Here is a 20,608-nt window from a genome sequence, read left to right as displayed (position 1 = left end):
TAAAACTCCAGCGTTTGAAGTAGTATATGAATACGAAGTGAGGATTTTATTTTTCTCATTAATCTTCCAATCTAAACCAATTTTTGGCATAATAAAAAAAGGATTTTGATTGGTTTTAACTTCAAAATTTTCTAGTTGATTGAACAATTGATGTGCGTCTGCTTCGGTTAATAAAGTGAAATTACTTATTTTAAAACGATATTTTGCCGAAAGGTATAAATCGTTTGTAGTGTAGGTTAAATTGTTTTGATAACCATTTGGAAAAGCAAGATTGTTTGCATTTTCAAGTAATTCAAAACGAGTGTTTAAATCATCTATTCGGAATTGATTACCAATTTTTAGTTCCAACAAATCTCCGTTTTTCTTTTTATCTAACAAATGCCCTTCAACTCCTGCAAACTGCATTTTGTTTTCACTAAATTGTTTGGTGTTATTGGCGTTTTCTGTAAACAAATCATTAAAAATAAACTGATTAACCGAATAATTTTGGGGTGTTTTCTCGTTGATGTATCTAGCTGAAAGTAAGAATACCTTCTTTTCTTTAAATTTATTTGTGAAGACTATTTTTTGGTCAATAAGTTGATTGTTGGCATTCAATTTTTCATTTAATAAATTGGTATTAAACAATAAATCACTTCGATTTTTCTCGTTGGTTTGATTAAATTTTCCAGTGTATTCAAAAGTTTTGGTTTTTGAAATGTCATAGATCAGATCAATTTTTCCAAACCCTGTAATTTGAGTTTTTCGGCCTATAAAATCTTCGGTATTTGTAAATGTTGAAGTTCCCACTGAAAATTGTTGCGAGCTGTTTCTAAAAAAATCATTTTCATCGGTGTTTAAAAAGCCGAGTGTTTTGAGTTTAACTTTATTTGAAAGTGTGAAAATACTATTTAAAGAAAACATTTCGGCATTATTTAGATTCACTCTTTTTTGTTTTAAATTTGGCGTATCAAAAGCTAAACCTAATAATGAACTTACGGTTTGATCATCGCCAATGCTTGCGGGTTCATCAAAACGATAGGGTCTAATTAAATTACTTATATCTCCTGTTGCATCATTGCCTGTATTATTCAAGTTAGTTAAAAAATAGTACTTATTTTTTTTCCCAAAGTTCATCAAATTACTTCGCCCTTCGTAACGATTTTCTGAAATTACTCCATAACCAGCCGAAATATTACCAAACCAAACCCGTTTTGCATCTTCTTTAAGTGTTAAATTTAACGCCACTTTAGTACTGTTCTCAATGCCTTTTAAATGTTTGTTATTTGAATAATTTTGTAAAAGTTGTACTTGGTCAATTGGATTAACGGGCATGTTTTTAGTAAGGATTTTGTATCCCTTTTCAAACATATCATCGCCATCAATCATTACTTTTTCAATTTCTTGATTTCCTACTTTTATAGTACCGTTTGCATCAATATTTAGACCGGGAATTTTTTTTAATAAATCTTCAACGGTTTGTTCGTTACCTTGCTTAAATGAATTGGCATTGTAAACAATGGTGTCGCCTTTTATAGTAATTGGTCTTTTTGATTCAATTATTATTTCTTTTAGTTCTGTAACTTTTGGTAGTAAAACAAATTCTAGTGTTTTAGTTTCGTTTTCAAGACTAATTGCAACGCTTTTTTGTTCAAAACTCATAGCGGAAGCAATTAAAACAAATTGTCCGGTTTTTTCAGTTTTTAAAATGTATTTACCCAACTCATCGGTATAGGTATAAGTTATAATTTTGCCAGAACTGTCTTTTAAAATAAGACTAGCAGAAATCACTGCTTTTTTATTGTTGTCAGTAACAGAACCAGAAATTTTAGATTGACAAGTTGCATTTATTGTAAATAAAGCAACTATTATAATTAATTTTATTTTTCCCATTCAAAAGTTTTTTCTCTTCCTCTGATATATTCATTTTTTGCTAAAGTCAATCCTCTTTGTTCATATTTCAACATTGATTGATGGACTAATTCATTGTCGCTTTTTTCTTTCATAATAACAAAATCTTTAATTGAAATAATGTCATTTTTAAAAACTGAATTATAAATCGTTTCATATTCGACAATTTTAATTTTTTTAATGAACCATGAAAATAATTTACTTTCATCTTCTATTTCCATAATTAATCCAGGGGTATTTATAAATTTCCATGGGCCAAATCTACAAGGTATATCTGTGGTAAACCATGCAACATATTTTCTACCACGAAAGCTCAAAACAGCTTTTGAACAGCTATAACCTGAAATTTCTTTAGTTTCATTAGATAATTCCCAATTTATTGTATTTGATGTTTCAAAATATGCCACATTTTTATCATCAACATAGTCAAAATTTATAATTGTGTCATTCTTTACATTATATAATTGTCTTCTAACTTTATCTGATTTAGTTTGTAAAACAAATTTGATTTCAAAGTTTCCATCCTCATCGGATTTAGTTTTTTTTAAAGAGTCCTTTAAGGAAACTTCATGGTAATGAGGGTTAGATTTTATATTTAAAAAAAGATACCCCTTTCTACTCAATGAATTTAACTGTACATCATACTCAATTTCATAATTTACTTGTGAATAAGAAAAAAAAGGTAAAAATATTAAAGCTAATATTATTTTCATTTTTATTAAAATTTAATTTTATCAACTCCTTTTAATAAAAGGAGTCGAAAAATGATTATTACTCAATACTAGCAAAAAATTCTTTACAAGACTGCTCAACATAGTAGTATCTAACTACCTGACTTCCATCTTCTAAAATAAATGTAAATGTTATAAGACAACCAAGAGTTGAGTCATCTTGAACGAATTCATAGTTACTTGTGGTTTTAACTAATTCTACAGCCTCTGCAAAATTAATTTTTGATATTTGTTTTGCATTATTCGCAAAAGCTAAAGACCCGATTAGCATAAATGCTAAACTAAAAAATACATTTTTCATTTTTGATTAAATTATTTTGCACCATTATTTCAGGACTTGTGCGGTTAGTTTCAACCTCTTGCTATTTTTCGTGTCAGCATATTCTATTCCATTTTTTTCTTTGAGTAATGATCAATTCTCGCAATTCGTAGCTACTGAATATTATAAGTACGGTTTTTTAATTTTTATATTTATCAAAAATCGTCTTTAACACCTGTTATTTTACTTTTAAGTATTGCAATTAGAGAAAAAATGTACAATGAGAATTAATTTTTTTCTTCCCATTCGTACTTCTTTTCTAATGCCTCCCCTACTGAAATTTTAGTAACAGAACCCCTTGTTTCTCTAGCTTTTATTTTTGTAATAAATGCATCTATTTGATCTTTACTTTCTTTAACCCATTCCCTTTGACTCATTTCTTTATCATAATTATTTAAAACAGGAAGTAAATAAGATGGATACTCTGAGTTTATATGCAATCGATTAAAAGTTATGTTTAAATAATTATCTTCGGTAGACAATTCTAAAATTAATCCAGGCAAACCTCCCATTTTTAGAGGCCCACTATCATTTGCGATATTTTCATCAAACCAAGCAATATATTTTCTTCCTCTAAATTCAGTTGTTGCTTTTCTTAAACTAATCGATGCAACAGTTTTTGTTTCGTCTAAAATTTTCCAATTTAAAAGAGGAATATTATCATTAATTTTATAAACGAGTTTTCCATCAGCAAGTCTAGTAAACATTGTTTTTTTATTTCTATTTTTATAGATAGCATTTCCTATTTCATCCGTTTTTCTAATTGTTATATTTAAAGATGTAGTATCAATTATGCTTTTATTGCCCAAGAAATATATTGATTCATCATTATTAAAATATAATTCAGACTTTGTCATTTCATTATTTAGCATTTGAGTAAATTCAATTTTACTCCAATTTTTAGATTCTTGGCAATATATATTTGTAACTGTAATTAATAACAGAATGTATATTTTTTTCATTATTTTTAAATTAAAATAATTCCTCCAAACAATTTTGTTCAGAGGAATTTTGTTTTTTACAATTCCGCTAACAAAGCTTTAATTGCAGCTTTGCAAGTTGGTTCTGTTTTACAAACTTCAATACTAAAACCACCCACACTAACTGATGCACAAGCAGTGCAATCACCTAAAGCTTTAACTTCAGTTTTTGATGTTTTGGTTTCATTCAAAACATTTTTTTTAATTAAATCTGTTGATGCAAACCCGCTAAATGATAACATAACTGTGGCGATTAAGCCGAATACTAATTTTTTCATAATAAACAATTTTTAAAGTTTTTAAACCCAGAACTATTCCAAGTTTTTTAATAATAATTTGACAAATAAATCTCGAGTAATTTGTTAAGTCAAAACTACAACAACCTTAAAGAGTGAAAGTACGGTTTTGCCGTAAAAAATGTTAAAGTTATATAAACCCCATTTTGCGGGCTTGCGGTACTTAATTTTTGTTTTATCACTTCACTTAATTTAAAACCTAAGCATTTAAATTTAGCTCAGACTCCGCTGTTTCGATTATACGCTGTTTCATTAAGCCTTATTTTTTTTAAAACCTATATTCCATTTTCAAAAGAACATATCTTGGCTATAAATTATATTTCATTCCTATTAAAACACTGCCTGTTAATGTTTGTAATTCATTATTTTCTATATAATAATTAGTATTGCTTTGGGTTAAATATTTGTTTTCTGTAAGATTTAATATATTTTGAGTTAATGCACTAAATTCCCATTTATTGTTTTTTGAAAAATAAGTATATGTTGGACTTAAAATAAACTGATTCTGATTACGTGTTTTTGATTTTTGAATTAATAACGTGGTGTTTAAATCAAATTTCGAATGTTTTAAAACGCTTAATAAATTTAAAATAAATTGTTGGTTTATTGTATTACTTGAGATATTATTTATGGATTGTTTGGTGTAAAAATTATCTAATAAATAATTAAAATGTACTTGAAATGTACTTTCTTTAAAATTTGAAAGTAATTTAATTGATCCGATTGTTCTTGAATTTGAATATGTATTTTGTATACCACTAATAAAATTATTGCCATTTGATTGGTTATATGACAAACTACTCTTAAGAGATATTGGACAAAAGTTCATTTTTTTATCAAAAAGAAAAAAACCGTATAAATTTTTTTCATTTGGTGAAATTAAATTATACGTTTCTACAAATGAATTTGTATAATTTGAATTTGTTGTAGTACTATTTTTTGAAATGGAGTAATTTAAATTCAAAGTAAATGATTGTTGTTTATTAGAATTAAAATTATTAAAACTAAAAGTATAATTATCAGTTGGAGAAAACTGAAATAAATGCAAATCATTCCTAGTTATTATTGTTTGATAATCTTCAATAATATTATTTTGAAGCGTTTTATACAAAGTGGGTTTTTTGTTTGTTTTATGATATGAGATACCTATTCTATTTACTATAGACAATTCATAATTTAAGGATATATTGGGTTCAATATTTATAATATCAAATCTATTATTATTTGTTTTTATTTTATTTGAATTTATACCAAAACCATATTGAATCATATATTTTGAAAAGTAATTTGAAAACTTAAAATTAGTAATAAAATTGTTTGTTTTTGATGACAATTTGTTATCGAAATCCAAGTAATTCAAAACATTTTTTTCAATTTCTGAATCAATAATTTCTTCTTGAAAATTATTGGATATAATTAATTTATAGGAATCTTTGTTTTTTTTATAGACAATACTCGAATTGAAGCCTATATTTGAAGATTTTAAATTTGAAGATTTTAAAACAGTAAAATCATTGTTTTCAAATTGTAAATCCAGAAAATCCGAATTTGATGAGATTGTCGAAGGGTTAGTAAAATTTGAAATACTATGATTAATATTAAATCTAAAAAGTAAATTTTCATTTATTCTATTAATGATTTTTAATTGTTGCCCAAAACTTTCCCCAGTATTTTTTGACCAATTTTGAAAATTATTATTACCGTTTATTAAATTTTCATTAACTGATCCGTTAGTTGGATTATATAATGCATTGTAATTAATTGATGTTTTCTGATTTGGTGTGTAGTCTAAATTTATATAAGAACTTGTTAGACAGTTATTGCTTCTGCTTGATTTAAATTCATTTATTTCTGTTGGACTGCTACTTGAAATAAAAAGTTTTTGAGTATTTAATAGTTCAGTCTGATCTGTTTTGTTGAATAATAAATTACCATTTACTTTTATTTTTTTTGAAAATTTGTAAGTATAGTTTAGGGCGGAAAAATAATTTTTTTTTGTTTTTACCTTATTTTCAGTATAAATATATTTTGGTATAAACTCATCAATGTCCGTAATTCCTGAAGAGTTTGTTTCTGTTTTTGCTAATATTATATTTATGCCCCCTATTAATTCGATATAATCTTGAACGGACATTGGAGATTCACCAATATTGTTGAAGTCTGAAATAAAAGATATGTTTCCTTTTTTAGAAAATTTAAACAAATTCGTGTGACTAAGATACTTATCTATATATCCACCATATAAGCCAAAATTGCCCACCGTTTCACCTCTATACTTTTCTTTAAGTTTAACATTTAAAACGGTTTTAGTATCAGTGCTAAAATCTTTAAGATTCGTGTCTGTTTGGTGTTTTAGTAATAAATCAATCCCTTCAATCATATCCGACGAAATGTTTTCTGTTGCTATTTGGTGTTTGTTTCCAAAAAAATCATTTCCGTCAATTAATATTTTTTCAATTGTAGTTCCTTGAAATTTCACTTTACCATTTTCATCAATTTCTAACCCTGGTAATTTTTTGACCAAATCGCCTAAATTTCTTTCAGTTCCATCCTTTATAGTTTTTAAATTATATGAAATACTGTCCCCTCTTATTTTTGCGACTTTTTCTTTTGCAATTATTATAACTGTATCTAAATTGTTATTTTTATTTTCAAGATTAAAATTTTCTTTCAATTCATTATTTACCAGAATCTTTTTAAATCTTTTTTCAAAATTAAACGCAGTTATTTTTAATAAATACTCCCCTTTTTCAGGAGCAAACAACTCATAATTACCTTTGTCATTTGAAAAACTATAATTTATTGAAATAGAATCCTTATCTAAAAGTTGAATATTTGCTCTCGAAATGGGTAAATTTTCTTTATTTGAAATGTTTCCAGATATTTTTGTTTGAGAAAATGATATTTGATAAAAAAATATAATTTGAAATATTATTATACTAATTTTCACTTGGCACTTCTGTTATAATTTCTTTAGGTTGATTAGCTATAAATATTTTGAATTCTTTTTCGCTCATTTTTTTTCCTTTTGTAGGAATTTTTATATTCACATAATCTTTTGCTATAATTTCCGTTGCAATAAATGTTTTTTCAGGAGCATTTAGTGATAAAATAATTCCCGGCAATCCCCAATATTTAGAAGGACCATCGTTAATTGGAACCTCTTCAGTATACCAAGCAGTTATTAATCCATCCGCCCCATTTGTAGTTGCTTTAATACAATTGTATTTTCCAATTTTCTTTTTGTTTGATGTGATTTTCCAATTAAACTTTGGTAAATTATTAGATATTAAATAGTCAGCATTATTAAATGTACTTGAGTTTAGAAAGATTCCTTGATTAATATCTTTGTAAGTGTTTATTGTTGTAATTGTAATTTTTGATTGTTTAACATTTGGTGTTGATTTTATATCTTCATTTATTTTTCCCGAATTAGAATAATTATAACTTGAACTTTCACCATTTGCAATCAATTTATAATACATTGGATTATTATTTTGTTCTTCTTTAAGTCTATTTTGAATTTCTATGGGAAAGTTCTTTATTTCCGAATTTTCCAAATTGATACCTTCTAAATATATAATTTCGATACTTGATGCTTTTGAAATTATACCTTGTTCATTTTTTGTCGTAACACTATCAATGATTTTTATTTTTTCAGGTATATTTTTTTCAGTAATTTTATTTTTTTGTTGCCCTTGGCAACTTTGAAACAAGAAACAGATGAGTAAAAAATTTATTGTAAATTTCATTTTGTAAATTTTTAAGAATTAAAAAAAACTATCAAGCAAAGCATTAAACTTTGCCCGGTAGTATGATTATGGATTAAACACACTCCCAAAGAATTTCAGTATCGGTCGCAACAACAAATCCTAAAAAGGTATAAACATGTGTATGGATCATAAATTTCCATTTACAATCATCGCTTTTCTTTTCAGAAAAAGTAGTTATAGTAGTTTCGGTAATTCCATAACCTAATTCGGTAGAATTATTTTGGCATTTTAAAACTGGTAAACTTGTATTTGCAAACCCAATTGAACCGATCAGCATAAAAGCTAAACTAAAAAATAAATTTTTCATACTTTTTATAGTATTGCGCTTCTATCTTTGCAAGTTCTTCTGGAACTTTTAAGCAGTCAAAGATTTTCTGCTGTTGTTTTCCCTTATGGGTTTCTGCCTGCTACAAGTAATTTTTTTCTTTAGTTGGGTGTTATTTCGTTTCTTTAATAAGCCATTCCGTAGGCTGAACGTTGAAATTTACTCAGACATCGGTTATAGATTTCTTGCAACTATTAATTGTTTTACAAACCTACAACAACCTTAAAGAGTGAAAGTACGGCTTTGCCGTAAAAAATGTTAAAGTTATATAAACCCTAATTTGCGGGCTTGTTGAACCAATTTTTCATCGGTGTCTTTGCTAATAAAAAAGAAATCTTTCAATTTTGATTTTCTCTTTTCAATTGCACTATCTGACAAGTTCAGCTGCAAAGCAATACTTTTGTTTTTTAAACCCTTTGCTAATAAAACTATTATTTGCCTGTTGGTGGCGTCTAGATAATTCTCTCGGGACAATAATTCTTTAATGCTGTCTTTCACGGTTTGCGAATAATATACGGTGCCATTCAATACTGCACTAAAAGCAACTAACAATTCGTCGCCATCGAAATCGCTTTTTATTAACAGTCCATCAGGACGCACTTTTTGAACTAAATCATAAATTACAAATGCTTCTGCGTGTGAGGTCAGCATCATAATTTTGCTTTTTGGGGAATGCTCTCGTGCTAAAAGTGCCAAGTCTTCGCCAGAATATATATATTTTTCAGGATATGGGGGTAAACTTCGGTCTAAAAAAACAATGTCAAAATGCAAAGGGGCTTCCCTGTTTGCAATAATTGTATAGGCTTCTTCACAGTTATGACAAACGGTTGTTTCAATTTCAAGTCCGTCTGTGTTGTACTGCAAAATAGATTTGTACCCTTCAATTTGAAGTGGATGATCGTCAACCATTAAAATTTTTACAGGCATATATATTCCCAATTCGTTCTCTGTGAAAGTAAGGAACTAAATCGGGATTACCAAACTTATTTTTGTTCCTTTTTTTGGTGTCGAAACAATATTAAAAGTGCCGTTACATTCTTCCGCTCTTTTTTGCATATTTTGCAACCCAATTCCATTTTTACTATTCTTTGTATTAAAACCTACGCCATCATCTGCAATAGTAATTATTAAAGTAGCATCTTGTTTATCCATACTAATAGCAACTTTATTTGCAGCCGCATATTTATCAATGTTTTGCAGTGCTTCTTGGATAATTCTATAAATATTGATTTTGATGGCAGTACTAACAGTACTCCAATCGATGTTTTCGCCAGTTTTTAAATCAAAATCTATGTTGGAATGATTTTTTATGGCCGTGAAAATATTTTCTACAATAGCTATAAAATCAACATCAGAGGAAAATAAATTCCGATTCAAATCGTGTGCAATTGTTCTAATTTCCTTTTCAATGCTTTGGATTTCTTTAATGTATTCCAAACATTTTTTTATGGTTTCCTCGTCTGTTTTTTTGTTTAAAACATATAGGTTTAGCCTAATACTCGATAATTTACCCATAACGCCATCGTGCAATTCTTGCGATATTCTTAGTTTTTCGATATTCTTTCCCTCCTCGATTTTCTGTTGTTGGTCAAGCATCAATTGATAAATAACCTCGTTGGCTTTTTGTTGTTCTTGTTTTAATAGTAATTCGCGTGCTTTGTTTTTTTGTGCATTCATTCTTACCCAAAGAAAAATTACTAACAAGAAAAGCAAAGAGAATGATGCAATAAATAGTATTCGTTGTGAAAGTTTGTTGTTTTCTGCTTGAATAACTTTATTATTTGAAGTTACTTCGTCTGTTTCAAATTCAATTCTTGCAAATTTATCTCTAGTGGCACGTTCTACGCTTTGAAGACTATCGTTTAACTGAATGTATCGACTAGAATAATAAGTAGTTTTTTTTGGATTGGCAAGTGCCAAAAACCGTAAAATTTTTAATTCATCTTCAAAAATTTGGTTTTTGTGTGCCAGTTTTTGCGCAACATAAAAATAGCTGTTGGCGCTCAAAGTGTCGTTTTTGGCTAAATAATATTCACCCAAATGGGTGTTTGCTTCTACTTGTGTCGGTGCAAATTTTATGCTTTCTGAAATTTGCAAAACCTCTTTGAAAAGTGGCAAGGCTTTTGGATCATTTAATTTGAATTTGGAATAGGCAATTGTTTTGATTAAATAGGAATAGGTTCTTAAATCCGATTTTTTTAGTTTGTCAAAATTTATAGTATTCTCTATATAAGCAATCGCTTTTTGATGCAAATTCTGTTTTTGATAAATTCGAGCAATGTAGTTATGGGTTTGATTTTTTAAATCGGAATATTGTTGTATTTTTTTTAAATCTTCTAGTTTAATAAGGGCTTTGTTGTAATAGTCTAAAGCTTTTTCGTAATTATTCATTCCCTCGAGACAATTACCAATAGTCATATAACAAGCAATTATATCCTCAACATATTTTTTTTGAGAAGCAATTTTTAACGCCTGAATTGCAGTTGCTTCTGCTCCTGAATAATCTTTATAACACCAAAGTATATTTGCTTTATTTAAAAGAATTCCTCCCAAAAAAGGATTTGCTTTAATTTTTTTTGAAAGTTTTTCAGCTTTGTTAAAATATAAATAAGCACTATCTAAATAGAATTTATTTAAATAGTAGAGTCCAAGATTAGATTCAGCACTAATAATTCCTATGGTATCTTTAATATAAGTTGATTTATTTTTATAAATTTTTGAAATTTTATATAAATCATCAATTTTTTTATTAGAATAAAAACGCTCCGCAAGAGATTCGTATCTATTTCGTAAAATAGTATCATATTTTTTTGATTCTAAGTCGCTAATTATGTTTTTTAGACTGTCAGAATGTTTTATGTTTATTGATTTTTCATCATCAATAATTTTTACATTTTTGTTTTGATTGCAACTGAAAATAAAAAAAAATATTATGTAGTATGATTTTTTCAAAAATTGTATTTTTATTGATGAGTTTAAAGTTCTCAAGATGCCTTTTATAGCATCTTGAGAATTTATAAATTGCATTAGTGCTTTATTGGTGTAGGTGTTATCGGATCAATATCCCCATCTTTCGCCAATGACACTTGGTTTTTAATTGGTTTGGTTGTTGGTACTTCCTCAGCCGTACAAGAAGCTAATGTAGTCAATACGAGACTAACTAAAGCAATAAAAAGGATTTTTTTAATTTTGATGATTCGCAACGTTGGCAAATTGTTTTGATTTTGAGTTTTCATAATTTTAAGTAATAAAATGAGACAATAGTTTTCTGTGTAACAACATTGAAAAACAATGCGTTACGATTTTTGTTAAAAATTTTTGGAATTCCTTGTACTTGTAATATTACTTTGTAAAACTACCTTGATTAATTTTTTAGTTGGTACGGATTTAACTCAAAAAATGTTAAAGTTTTCGTTACTTTTGTAGTGTAAATTGTAATGGCATGATTAACAAGCGACTTCTTATCAAAAATCTACTGGCTCATCACGATGAGTCAAGTTTTTATGATAAAAAGCGGCAGCTGAATTTGCACACTCGTGAAGGGAAAGCCAAGTTTTTGAAGCATATTTGCGCCTTATCCAATTCAAATCCGTCTAATAATTCCTATATTGTAGTTGGTGTTGAAGACCACGATAATGAAATTGTGGGCGATGATTTCTTTGACGACAGTCGCATTCAAAATTTGGTAAATGCCTATTTGGAAAACCCTCCAAAAATTCAATATGAAAATGTGCCTTTTCCCAATTTACCAAAAGACAAGGTGATAGGATTGGTAACGATAAAACCCAAAAAGAGAACTTCATTTTTTAAAAAAGGCATTCACACCATTCCCATCAATAGCATTTACATTAGGCGCGGAAGCAACACCATTCCTATTGAAGGCGAGGTAGAAAAAAATTATCAAAATTCGGAAACGGTTCATGGAATAGAAAATAATTCCCGAAACAGCATCGAATATACGTTGGACGGCGTGATTGCATTTATGAATTTAAGTCATAAAGATATTTCTCCAAAATATAAAGTTTTCAAAGAATTATTCGTGATTTGTTGGGCGGGGAACTACAAAAAAGTGCACGACAAAATTTTTCTTTCCCGAGTGGATATTGAGTTGATTAACGAGCAAATTAAGTTGTTTTATTCTGCGCAAGATGTAGTAACAATAAGCTATGACGACACCACATTTACCATTACAGAATATGTTCCTTTGGGGCTGAACGATAAAACAAGTTATTATCCTTTAGAAAAACAAACCTTGCGTTTTTTTGATAATGGGTATTATAAAATTGACCGCGAAATGCTTTTTGAACCCCCTGAATTCAATAAAAAAGTCTTGTTTCACGTTTATAATTCGAACCTTTCGTTGTTGAAAAAATTAGAAAAAGAAATTCCATTGTCCGATAATGAATATAAAGATTTGGAGAATTTGCCTTCTACTTTTATGATTTGTTACCTCAACGGATTTGAGGAAGCCAAGCAAAAACTGATTGATGCCAAGCTCCTTCTGAAACCCTATCCGCCCATTTATTTATCGTTTAAAGAGGCGTTGCGAATTTTGAGAAAAATGAAATATGATGTGGTTTAATTAAATAAAAAAATGAAAAGAACGTTGGTAATAGGGGACATTCACGGTGGTTTACGGGCTTTACATCAAGTTTTGGAACGTGCTAATGTAACCACAAAAGATACTTTAATCTTCTTGGGAGATTATGTAGATGGCTGGAGCGAATCGCCACAAGTATTGGATTATTTAATCGCCTTAGGGCAGAAGCAATCTTGTATTTTCATTCGAGGAAATCATGATGAATTGGCGTTGCATTGGCTTCAAAACCATCACCATAATCCATTGTGGTTTCAACATGGAGGAGAAGCCACCGTTTTGGCGTATGGGAATGTTGAGGAATTAACCAAGCAAAAACACATTGATTTTTTATTAAATTTGGTCAATTATCATTTGGATGCGCACAATAGATTGTTTGTTCATGCGGGCTTTACGAATATGAACGGCGTTATTCACGAATATTTTCCTAAAATGTTTTATTGGGAACGAACGCTTTGGGAAACGGCAGTTGCATTGGATAAATCGATGAAAACGGACGATTTATATTACCCCAAACGACTCACGTTATATAAAGAAATTTATATTGGTCATACACCAGTTACAAAAATAGACAAAACCACTCCCGTTCAAATGGCCAATGTTTGGAATATTGACACAGGAGCTGCATTTTTAGGGTCGTTAACCCTTTTGGATGTGGATACCAAAGAATATTGGCAAAGCGATCCTTTGCCACTATTATATCCTGATGAAAAAGGGAGGAATTGAGTCTGAGTTTTTCTTACAAATCAAATTTTATTCCTTGTGCTAAGGGTAAACTTGTAGTATAATTGATGGTATTCGTTTGTCTTCTCATGTACACTTTCCAGGCATCGGAACCAGATTCACGACCGCCACCGGTTTCTTTTTCACCACCAAAAGCGCCTCCAATTTCTGCTCCTGAAGTACCGATGTTTACGTTTGCAATTCCACAATCCGAACCAGCTACAGAAAGAAATAATTCCGCTTCACGCAAATTATTGGTCATAATTGCAGATGATAATCCCTGCGTTACTCCGTTCTGAATAGCAATAGCATCATGAACATCGCCAGAATATTTCAATAAATATAAAACAGGTGCAAAAGTTTCGTGTTGTACAATTTCAAATGAGTTGTTTGCTTCGGCAATTGCTGGTTTTACGTAGCAACCACTTTCATAACCTTCACCAGAAAGTACGCCACCTTCAACAAGGATTTTACCTCCTTCGGCAACTACTTTTTCCAAAGCATTTTTGTACATTTCAACAGCTAAAGTATCAATTAGCGGTCCAACATGATTGTTTTGATCCAATGGATTTCCAATTCTCAATTGCTTGTATGCCGAAACGATAGCTTCTGTTACTTTGTCATAAATACTTTCGTGAATAATCAGTCTTCGGGTAGAAGTACAGCGTTGTCCTGCGGTTCCAACAGCGCCAAAAACAGCGCCAATTACGGTCATTTTTATATCGGCATCTGGCGTAACAATAATTGCATTGTTTCCACCTAATTCTAATAATGATTTTCCAAGTCGACCAGCAACTGCTTGTGCTACAATTTTACCCATTCGTGTAGATCCCGTTGCAGAAATTAAGGGAACACGACGGTCATTAGTCATCATTTCTCCCACTTTATAATCTCCATTTATCAAACAAGAAATTCCTTCTGGAAGGTTATTTTCTTTGATAACTTCTGCAATAATATTCTGACAAGCAATTCCACAAAGAGGTGTTTTTTCGGAAGGTTTCCAAACACAAACGTCCCCACAAATCCAAGCCAAAGCAGTATTCCATGCCCAAACCGCAACTGGGAAATTGAATGCAGAAATGATTCCAACGATTCCCATTGGATGATATTGTTCGTACATCCTGTGTCCTGGACGTTCAGAATGCATTGTCAAACCGTGCAATTGACGAGAAAGACCTACGGCAAAATCGCAAATGTCAATCATTTCTTGAACTTCGCCATAGCCTTCTTGTAGTGATTTCCCCATTTCATAGGAAACCAATTTCCCAAGAGCTTCTTTATTTTTTCGTAATTTATCTCCAAACTGACGCACAATTTCCCCACGAAGAGGAGCAGGCATTAATTTGAATGTTTGAAATGCAGCTGTTGCTGCTTGCATTACTTTTTCATAATCTTCAGCAGAAGTACATTTTACAGCACCAATTAATTGTCCGTCAACGGGTGAATAACTTTCTAAAGTTGCGCCGTTTGAAAAATTATTTAAACCTGTTGAAGTTCCTTCGTTTATAGGCTTTACACCTAATTGTGCCAACGCTTCTTTCATTCCGAATTGATTTGCAATTGTTATCATTGTAACTATTTAGTTAAGAATTGTTATATTATTTTACAAAAATAGGGTTTTTTGAGATATAATAGATTCAATTTATAGCAATAAAAAAGGGCTTTAGTATAAACCAAAGCCCTTTTGTTAAATAAATTTATAATTAAGGAATTAATCCTAATTGTTTTAGGAAAGACATGTTGTCCATGAAATCTTGTTCTTCAACAATTTTACCGTTTACCATTCTAGCAATGGTACAACCTTCTAGGGAGATAGTTTTTTCCCATAAAATTCTCAGGATGGGTTCCTTTAAACTCCCAGTATTTTTGTTAGTTTATTTACAATAGCAAAAATTTCTTTTATAAATTCCGCCCCCGATTCATTGTAAATATCCTAAAGAAAGACTTTATATTTTTTTTACAGTATTTTTTAATTCTTGTAATAAATAACAAAGCGATTATTCTCCTGGATGATATGTTTTTACGGCGTTTTTTTGAACATCCTCTTTATAAAATAATACATCTTTAAATTGTCCTTTTCGGTACATTTCAGCTTGATCATAAAAATGTTTTGATATTTGATTACCACTGTTTCCGCCTGCCAATAAAGATTTAGCTTTAATTTTCCTCCCAAATTCTACCGCACACACAAAACTATTTCCGTTAGTTCCGTAACGTTTTTTAGTGTCTTTTTGATAGTTACTTTTATAAGCGGGTAAACTACCCCAAACTGCTGGTCCGTAACCTATTGGGAGACTTTCTAAATCATCCTTATAAATTAGATTTATGTCACCGGAAATTCTTTGGAAACGATTGATTTCTCCCCAAGGAATTTTCCAAGTTCCAAATTTAATTTTCAATTCGTTTAGGACCATTTGCAATTGCGGAATCAGTTGTTCAGGAACAGCATTTTTTGCAAAATTTAGCGTATTTTCCAATTGGTCTGGTTCTCCTTCATCAATATATACTTTTTGAATAATTGGGTCTAATTTATATGCCCATTCCACAGCCAAAGTTGTAGCTACTGAATTTTCTTTGGCGTAATAATCCCAATTTTTTAATAGTGTTATCGGTTCTGAAAGTTCTGTGTAAAGTGGATCTTCAACACTGATATTTTTCTCAAAACTAGAAATTAACGCTGGAATTAAAAATTCGAAAGCGGTCAGTTTTGTGTCGTAGCCGTCAGCAATTACTTTGTCTAAGGTATATTTTTCGCCGTTGCTTAATAATCGAACGGCATTTAATCCTCTAAAACTTTCCCCATCTGGTGCCATGTACGGCAAGTAGTTTTCTTCTTTTGGACTGTTATTACCTGCAACTGTATATGGCGTTGAGTTGCAGTTTTGCAACCAGCCGTTTATAGGATTGTAAGAATGTACCGTCTCTGAAACTTTGTGTAATCCTTTCCATTGCGTTGCGGGTGTGGTGCCGTCGATTACTTTTGACCAGTTCAGATTCTGGTCTCGAATAGGAATAAAATTACCATGCCAGTAGGCAATGTTCCCTTCTTTATCCGCATAAACAGTGTTGTTTGAGGTATTTGCTTTCAAATCCATTGCTTTTTGGTACTCTTCAAAACTTTTTGATTTTGTTCGTATCCAACTTTGCTCCAGACTTTTCATCGAACGATTATTGGATTTTAGGCTAATCCATTTTCCATCTCTTTTGGCCATTATTGGACCGTGATTAGTGTAATAGGTGTTGAATGTTTTGGGTATAAGCTTTCCATTTTCTAGGTACTTGATGGTTATTTTTTTTTCGATAAGTGGAATTAATTTACTATCATATTCATAAAATAGTTTATTATTTTTTGCCATGATTTTCTCGGCATAAATATCTGCTACATCCACATTTGAAGAGGTATGCATCCAGCCGCAGTTTTCGTTAAAACCTTGGTGAATAAAAAATTGACCCCAAGTAGCTGATCCGTAGGCGTTCAATCCTTCATCGCTGCTCATTTGTATTTCTGGTCGAAAATAAAAAGTGGTGTGCGGATTAATGTATAAAATGGAATTTCCAGAAGCTGTTTTTGAAGGAGCAAATGCAAAACCATTTGAACCCGTTTGCACATCTTTTTCACGTTCTATATACGCTACTTTATCGGTGTTTCCGGAATAAAAAGCTTTTAATTCTCCGGTTGAGAGATCAGCGGTACTTATGGCCCCTATGCTTCCGTCTGTCCAAAGTAACGGAAACCAAGGCTCAAAATGAGTCAATAAAGCGGGTTTTACTTCGGGGTGATTGTTTAGGTAAAAGTTTATTCCGTCCGCATAACTGTTTAATAATTTTTTCAACCAAGGCGCTGCTTTTTTATAATCGGCTTTTGCGTCTTTCGGGTCAATTAAAAGTTGGATTTCCAAATCATTATATAAAACGGACTGCCCTTTGATCTCCGAAAGTCTTCCCAGTTTCTCAATATAATTCATTTCAACGCGTTTGAAATCATCTTCACATTGTGCGTACAACATTCCAAAAACGGCATCCGCATCGGTTTTCCCATAAATGTGTGCAATTCCCCAATTGTCTCTTATAATGGTGACTTGTTGCGATAGTTTTTTTAATCTTTCTATTTCGGCTGTCGTTGTTTCCTGTGACAACATCGGCAAACTAAAACAAAAAATGAATACAGCTGTTGACAAATGATTCTTGAAACACTTAATTTTATGGAATATTATGTTGGACACTTGCATTTCGTTTAAATGATTACATAGTTTAATTACAGAATCTGTTTTTGTAAAACCGGGAATTATACTAATTTTATCATAAAGAACTTTACCCATGTATTCATTATTTTTAGGGATGATTTTTATGTGAATGTGGATTTAAAATTAATTTGTAATGTAAAACTAAAGTATTATTTTGAATAATTACATAAAAAAATTAATATTTTAACCCAGTTTATACCTTAGGGCGTAATAATTTTTTTAGCCAAATATCACGAAAAATAAAGTTTCGCAAACACATTGATGACCATCCGGTTTTGCCAAAATCAGGATCTAACAGAGGTTATAAATCGTCGACAATAATTGAGGGATTTTATTACTAGTATTTGGTGTAGTGCCAATCGATTTTTCAACTCGAACCTCAGGCTTATAAAGATTTTTTATAAAACTAATTTTTTGATTTGTAATAGATTACTTTTTTAATAAACTACAATGAACCGATTTGACTTTCAAACAGGATGTTCAATACCCAAACAAATACCACAGAGCTGCTTTAGAATTGATCATTTTGTCTCCATCATGAGCTACATTAGGCACAACTTCCATTTTGTGAATTTTCTTTTTATCAGCAAAAAGCTGTAGGTATTCATAAAAAAACTGCCCTCTTTCTAAACGAAAACGACCTTGTAGATTCCCTTCGCAAGATTTATCTAAACTGCTATCGTTCATATTTACGTCTTTTCCACCAAGTAAAAACAAGATTTCTCTTGTTAAGAATTGGTTTTTTATTGTTTCCTTATTTATCTTAGAAGCATACGGGTTTAAGCTTTCCATGCCACGAGGATAAATGTTAAAATTAGGGCAGCCGGTAGTGTCTGGTCGTTTAAAAGACAATACCGAATCAACTGTGAATGGACGACGGTCGTCTAAATATAAATAGCTGGACGGATTCATGACAATAAAGCTAAAATTATAATTATTAAATACATTTGGTACAGGAGTCATGCCTGCATAACGTGACACAAATTGACCGCCAGCTGAATGACCAATAATTATTACTTTTTTCAGTTTAGGAAAAAGGTCTTTGTTACACACCTTGGCTATAATTGAATCTACCAAAGCAAAGCTACTGAATGAATCTTCCATCATTCGTTTTTTGCTGGAAACCGACTCATCACCAATTCTCCAATTATTGTTTGTCCAAAACAAATGGGAAGCATCATGATTGTTGTTTTGAAGGTCTTTTTCTGAAGTAAATTGTGGCGCAATAAGTAAGGTTTCGTTAGCATTATCAGCTACTTTTACAGCTTTCTCTGCCCATTCATAATAATCTAAGCCGTTTCTTCTTGCTCCATGAATATAAATTATCAATTGTTTAATGTTATTGTTTTTTTTATCTATGGGATGATTGCTCGCATATCGCAAAGAATATAATCTACCTGATTTATTTACTTTGAAAATACTAGGACAAGATCTTTCAATTGCTTGAGGTTTTTCGTCCTGGGATTTCACTGAATTTGGAATTAGAAAAAGTAGGAGCAAGATTCTTAAATATATTTTCATATTATTTGGGATTAAATATTTTATTTTTTTTAAATTGTAAATTTAATTTTGTGCGTTTTATAGTTTGTCTTAAAGCAGCAATTAAAAAACAAACGTATAACAAAAAATCAAGATAAAATAATATTTATTTAGACCTCATAAAACCAAACTAATTATTGACCTCTTTTTCCAATTTGCTCCCCCTATTGGAGAAAGTTGCAGTTTTGCCTCAATGATTGACTATTCAATTATCTTAAAATCAAATAGATAGATTTTAATTTATAAATTATTTATCAAAAAATAACGATATTAAAAAAAACAAAATTATCTAACATCTTCAAATAACTGATTATGTTACCCTGTCAATTTACGTCTTTTATAAAGTCCAAATTAAGTTGAAGAAGGAATATCAAATAGACTTTGAACTTTACAAGCTAGTAGATAAATATCTTCTTTGGAAACGCCAAAGGATGACTGAATGTTTACTGACCACCCGATAATTCTTACTCGATTTTTATACATCCCGGTAACAATTTCAATACTCTTACCTTTTCGTATTTCAAATTGCGTTTTATTCAGTTCAACATCGCTCCATTCTTTAAATGAATCTATAACAGTTCTGCCATTTAAGAGAATCATTTTTAGAGAATCTGAATCAAGCTGATATTCGAGAAAAGATCTTCCATCTTCAATCAATATTTTTTTTTGAACTGGTGTCAATTCTCCCCACTTAGTTTTTGTAGCCCATTGAACTAGGTCAACATGGGCAGCAAATGGAGGCGAAGTATATGAAAATCCTATCTCTTTAAGTATTGGATTAAATTTATCGAACCATTGGTATGGTCTTTTTGAAAAGTAATTTAAACATCCTTCTAAGATCTTTTGAGCGTTATCTTCTGAAAGGGAACAGTGGTCTATAGTTTTAATAGAACTATAGGTTTGAAGCCTTCTCAAATTATTCTTAAATAACTCACCTTTGTTATCTTCAAATTCTAGATTACTTGGGTTAATTCCCAATGTAAGTACCTCAGCCTTTTGGAAATCACCAAACGACAAAACTGGAGTACTTTGTTTTAAAATAATGTCTGATAAAGGATAGGGAGATTTAATCCTCCCAAGTATGTGCTTGTCCATTTTTAAATACTTTGTTTTTCTTTATTTGATTAACAATAATGCACAGCTATCCGAAAGTTTTAGAAAAAATCTAAATTTCCTTTGTTAGGTACTGTT

The 20,608-nt window shown here is 30.4% G+C and carries 18 protein-coding genes; 2 read left to right on the top strand and 16 right to left on the bottom strand.

The window, feature by feature from the left end; all coding sequences use genetic code 11:
- From AC9UEH_RS10600 to AC9UEH_RS10550, 11 genes are all read right to left on the bottom strand, one after another.
- On the bottom strand, positions 1-1,872 hold a 1,872-nt coding region (locus AC9UEH_RS10600; RefSeq protein WP_509531548.1), incomplete at its 3' end, for a carboxypeptidase-like regulatory domain-containing protein.
- Positions 1,860-2,603: a GLPGLI family protein gene (locus AC9UEH_RS10595; protein ID WP_509531546.1), complete on the bottom strand. Its 744-nt coding sequence runs from the start codon at positions 2,601-2,603 to the stop codon at positions 1,860-1,862. The genes AC9UEH_RS10600 and AC9UEH_RS10595, both read right to left, overlap by 13 nt.
- 58 nt (positions 2,604-2,661) lie before the next feature.
- Entirely contained in the window at positions 2,662-2,922 is a 261-nt protein-coding gene (locus tag AC9UEH_RS10590; RefSeq protein WP_509531544.1) for a hypothetical protein, read from the bottom strand.
- A 245-nt stretch (positions 2,923-3,167) separates the two neighbouring features.
- Positions 3,168-3,902, bottom strand: a complete 735-nt coding sequence (locus AC9UEH_RS10585; RefSeq protein WP_509531542.1) for a GLPGLI family protein — start codon at positions 3,900-3,902, stop codon at positions 3,168-3,170.
- Between the two features lie 56 nt (positions 3,903-3,958).
- On the bottom strand, positions 3,959-4,198 hold the full coding sequence (locus AC9UEH_RS10580) for a hypothetical protein (RefSeq protein ID WP_509531540.1): 240 nt from the start codon (positions 4,196-4,198) through the stop codon (positions 3,959-3,961).
- A 325-nt stretch (positions 4,199-4,523) separates the two neighbouring features.
- Positions 4,524-7,166 (bottom strand): carboxypeptidase-like regulatory domain-containing protein, encoded by a 2,643-nt coding sequence (locus tag AC9UEH_RS10575; protein ID WP_509531538.1) that lies wholly within the window; start codon positions 7,164-7,166, stop codon positions 4,524-4,526.
- On the bottom strand, positions 7,156-7,968 hold the full coding sequence (locus tag AC9UEH_RS10570; protein WP_509531536.1) for a GLPGLI family protein: 813 nt from the start codon (positions 7,966-7,968) through the stop codon (positions 7,156-7,158). The genes AC9UEH_RS10575 and AC9UEH_RS10570 overlap by 11 nt, the downstream gene beginning before the upstream one ends.
- A 73-nt stretch (positions 7,969-8,041) precedes the next feature.
- A complete protein-coding gene (locus AC9UEH_RS10565; RefSeq protein ID WP_509531534.1) occupies positions 8,042-8,296 on the bottom strand; it encodes a hypothetical protein in 255 nt (84 codons plus the stop codon).
- A gap of 282 nt (positions 8,297-8,578) precedes the next feature.
- Positions 8,579-9,241 carry a response regulator gene (locus tag AC9UEH_RS10560; RefSeq protein ID WP_509531532.1) on the bottom strand — a complete coding sequence of 221 codons (663 nt, stop codon included), beginning with the start codon at positions 9,239-9,241 and terminating at the stop codon, positions 8,579-8,581.
- 36 nt (positions 9,242-9,277) lie between these two features.
- Positions 9,278-11,341: a tetratricopeptide repeat-containing sensor histidine kinase gene (locus tag AC9UEH_RS10555; protein ID WP_509531530.1), complete on the bottom strand. Its 2,064-nt coding sequence runs from the start codon at positions 11,339-11,341 to the stop codon at positions 9,278-9,280.
- The gene (locus AC9UEH_RS10550) at positions 11,341-11,550 is read right to left on the bottom strand and encodes a hypothetical protein (protein ID WP_509531528.1); all 210 of its coding nucleotides are present in this window, start codon (positions 11,548-11,550) and stop codon (positions 11,341-11,343) included. The genes AC9UEH_RS10555 and AC9UEH_RS10550 overlap by 1 nt, the downstream gene beginning before the upstream one ends.
- Positions 11,551-11,756: 206 nt before the next feature.
- On the opposite strand from AC9UEH_RS10550, the gene AC9UEH_RS10545 reads away from it, so the two are divergent.
- A complete protein-coding gene (locus AC9UEH_RS10545; protein WP_509531526.1) occupies positions 11,757-12,896 on the top strand; it encodes an ATP-binding protein in 1,140 nt (379 codons plus the stop codon).
- A 12-nt stretch (positions 12,897-12,908) separates the two neighbouring features.
- On the top strand, positions 12,909-13,637 hold the full coding sequence (locus tag AC9UEH_RS10540; RefSeq protein WP_509531524.1) for a metallophosphoesterase family protein: 729 nt from the start codon (positions 12,909-12,911) through the stop codon (positions 13,635-13,637).
- A 13-nt stretch (positions 13,638-13,650) separates the two neighbouring features.
- Here the strand turns inward: AC9UEH_RS10540 and amaB are convergent, their stop codons facing one another.
- The 5 genes from amaB to AC9UEH_RS10515 form a co-directional block, all read right to left on the bottom strand.
- Complete coding sequence (gene amaB / locus AC9UEH_RS10535; RefSeq protein WP_509531522.1) at positions 13,651-15,204, bottom strand: L-piperidine-6-carboxylate dehydrogenase; 1,554 nt, start codon at positions 15,202-15,204, stop codon at positions 13,651-13,653.
- 133 nt (positions 15,205-15,337) lie between these two features.
- Positions 15,338-15,448 (bottom strand): hypothetical protein, encoded by a 111-nt coding sequence (locus tag AC9UEH_RS10530; RefSeq protein ID WP_509531550.1) that lies wholly within the window; start codon positions 15,446-15,448, stop codon positions 15,338-15,340.
- Positions 15,449-15,631: 183 nt separating this feature from the next.
- On the bottom strand, positions 15,632-17,953 hold the full coding sequence (locus tag AC9UEH_RS10525; protein WP_509531520.1) for a penicillin acylase family protein: 2,322 nt from the start codon (positions 17,951-17,953) through the stop codon (positions 15,632-15,634).
- A 405-nt stretch (positions 17,954-18,358) separates the two neighbouring features.
- Positions 18,359-19,399: a hypothetical protein gene (locus tag AC9UEH_RS10520; RefSeq protein WP_509531518.1), complete on the bottom strand. Its 1,041-nt coding sequence runs from the start codon at positions 19,397-19,399 to the stop codon at positions 18,359-18,361.
- A gap of 369 nt (positions 19,400-19,768) precedes the next feature.
- Positions 19,769-20,512, bottom strand: coding sequence for a hypothetical protein (locus tag AC9UEH_RS10515; protein WP_509531516.1), 744 nt, complete (start codon positions 20,510-20,512; stop codon positions 19,769-19,771).
- Between the last annotated feature and the right edge of the window lie 96 nt (positions 20,513-20,608).

Source organism: Flavobacterium sp., from assembly GCF_040402835.1.
Lineage (GTDB): Bacteria > Bacteroidota > Bacteroidia > Flavobacteriales > Flavobacteriaceae > Flavobacterium.
Note: the sequence above shows the minus strand (reverse complement) of the source record. Positions and strands in the feature narration are given on the sequence as shown.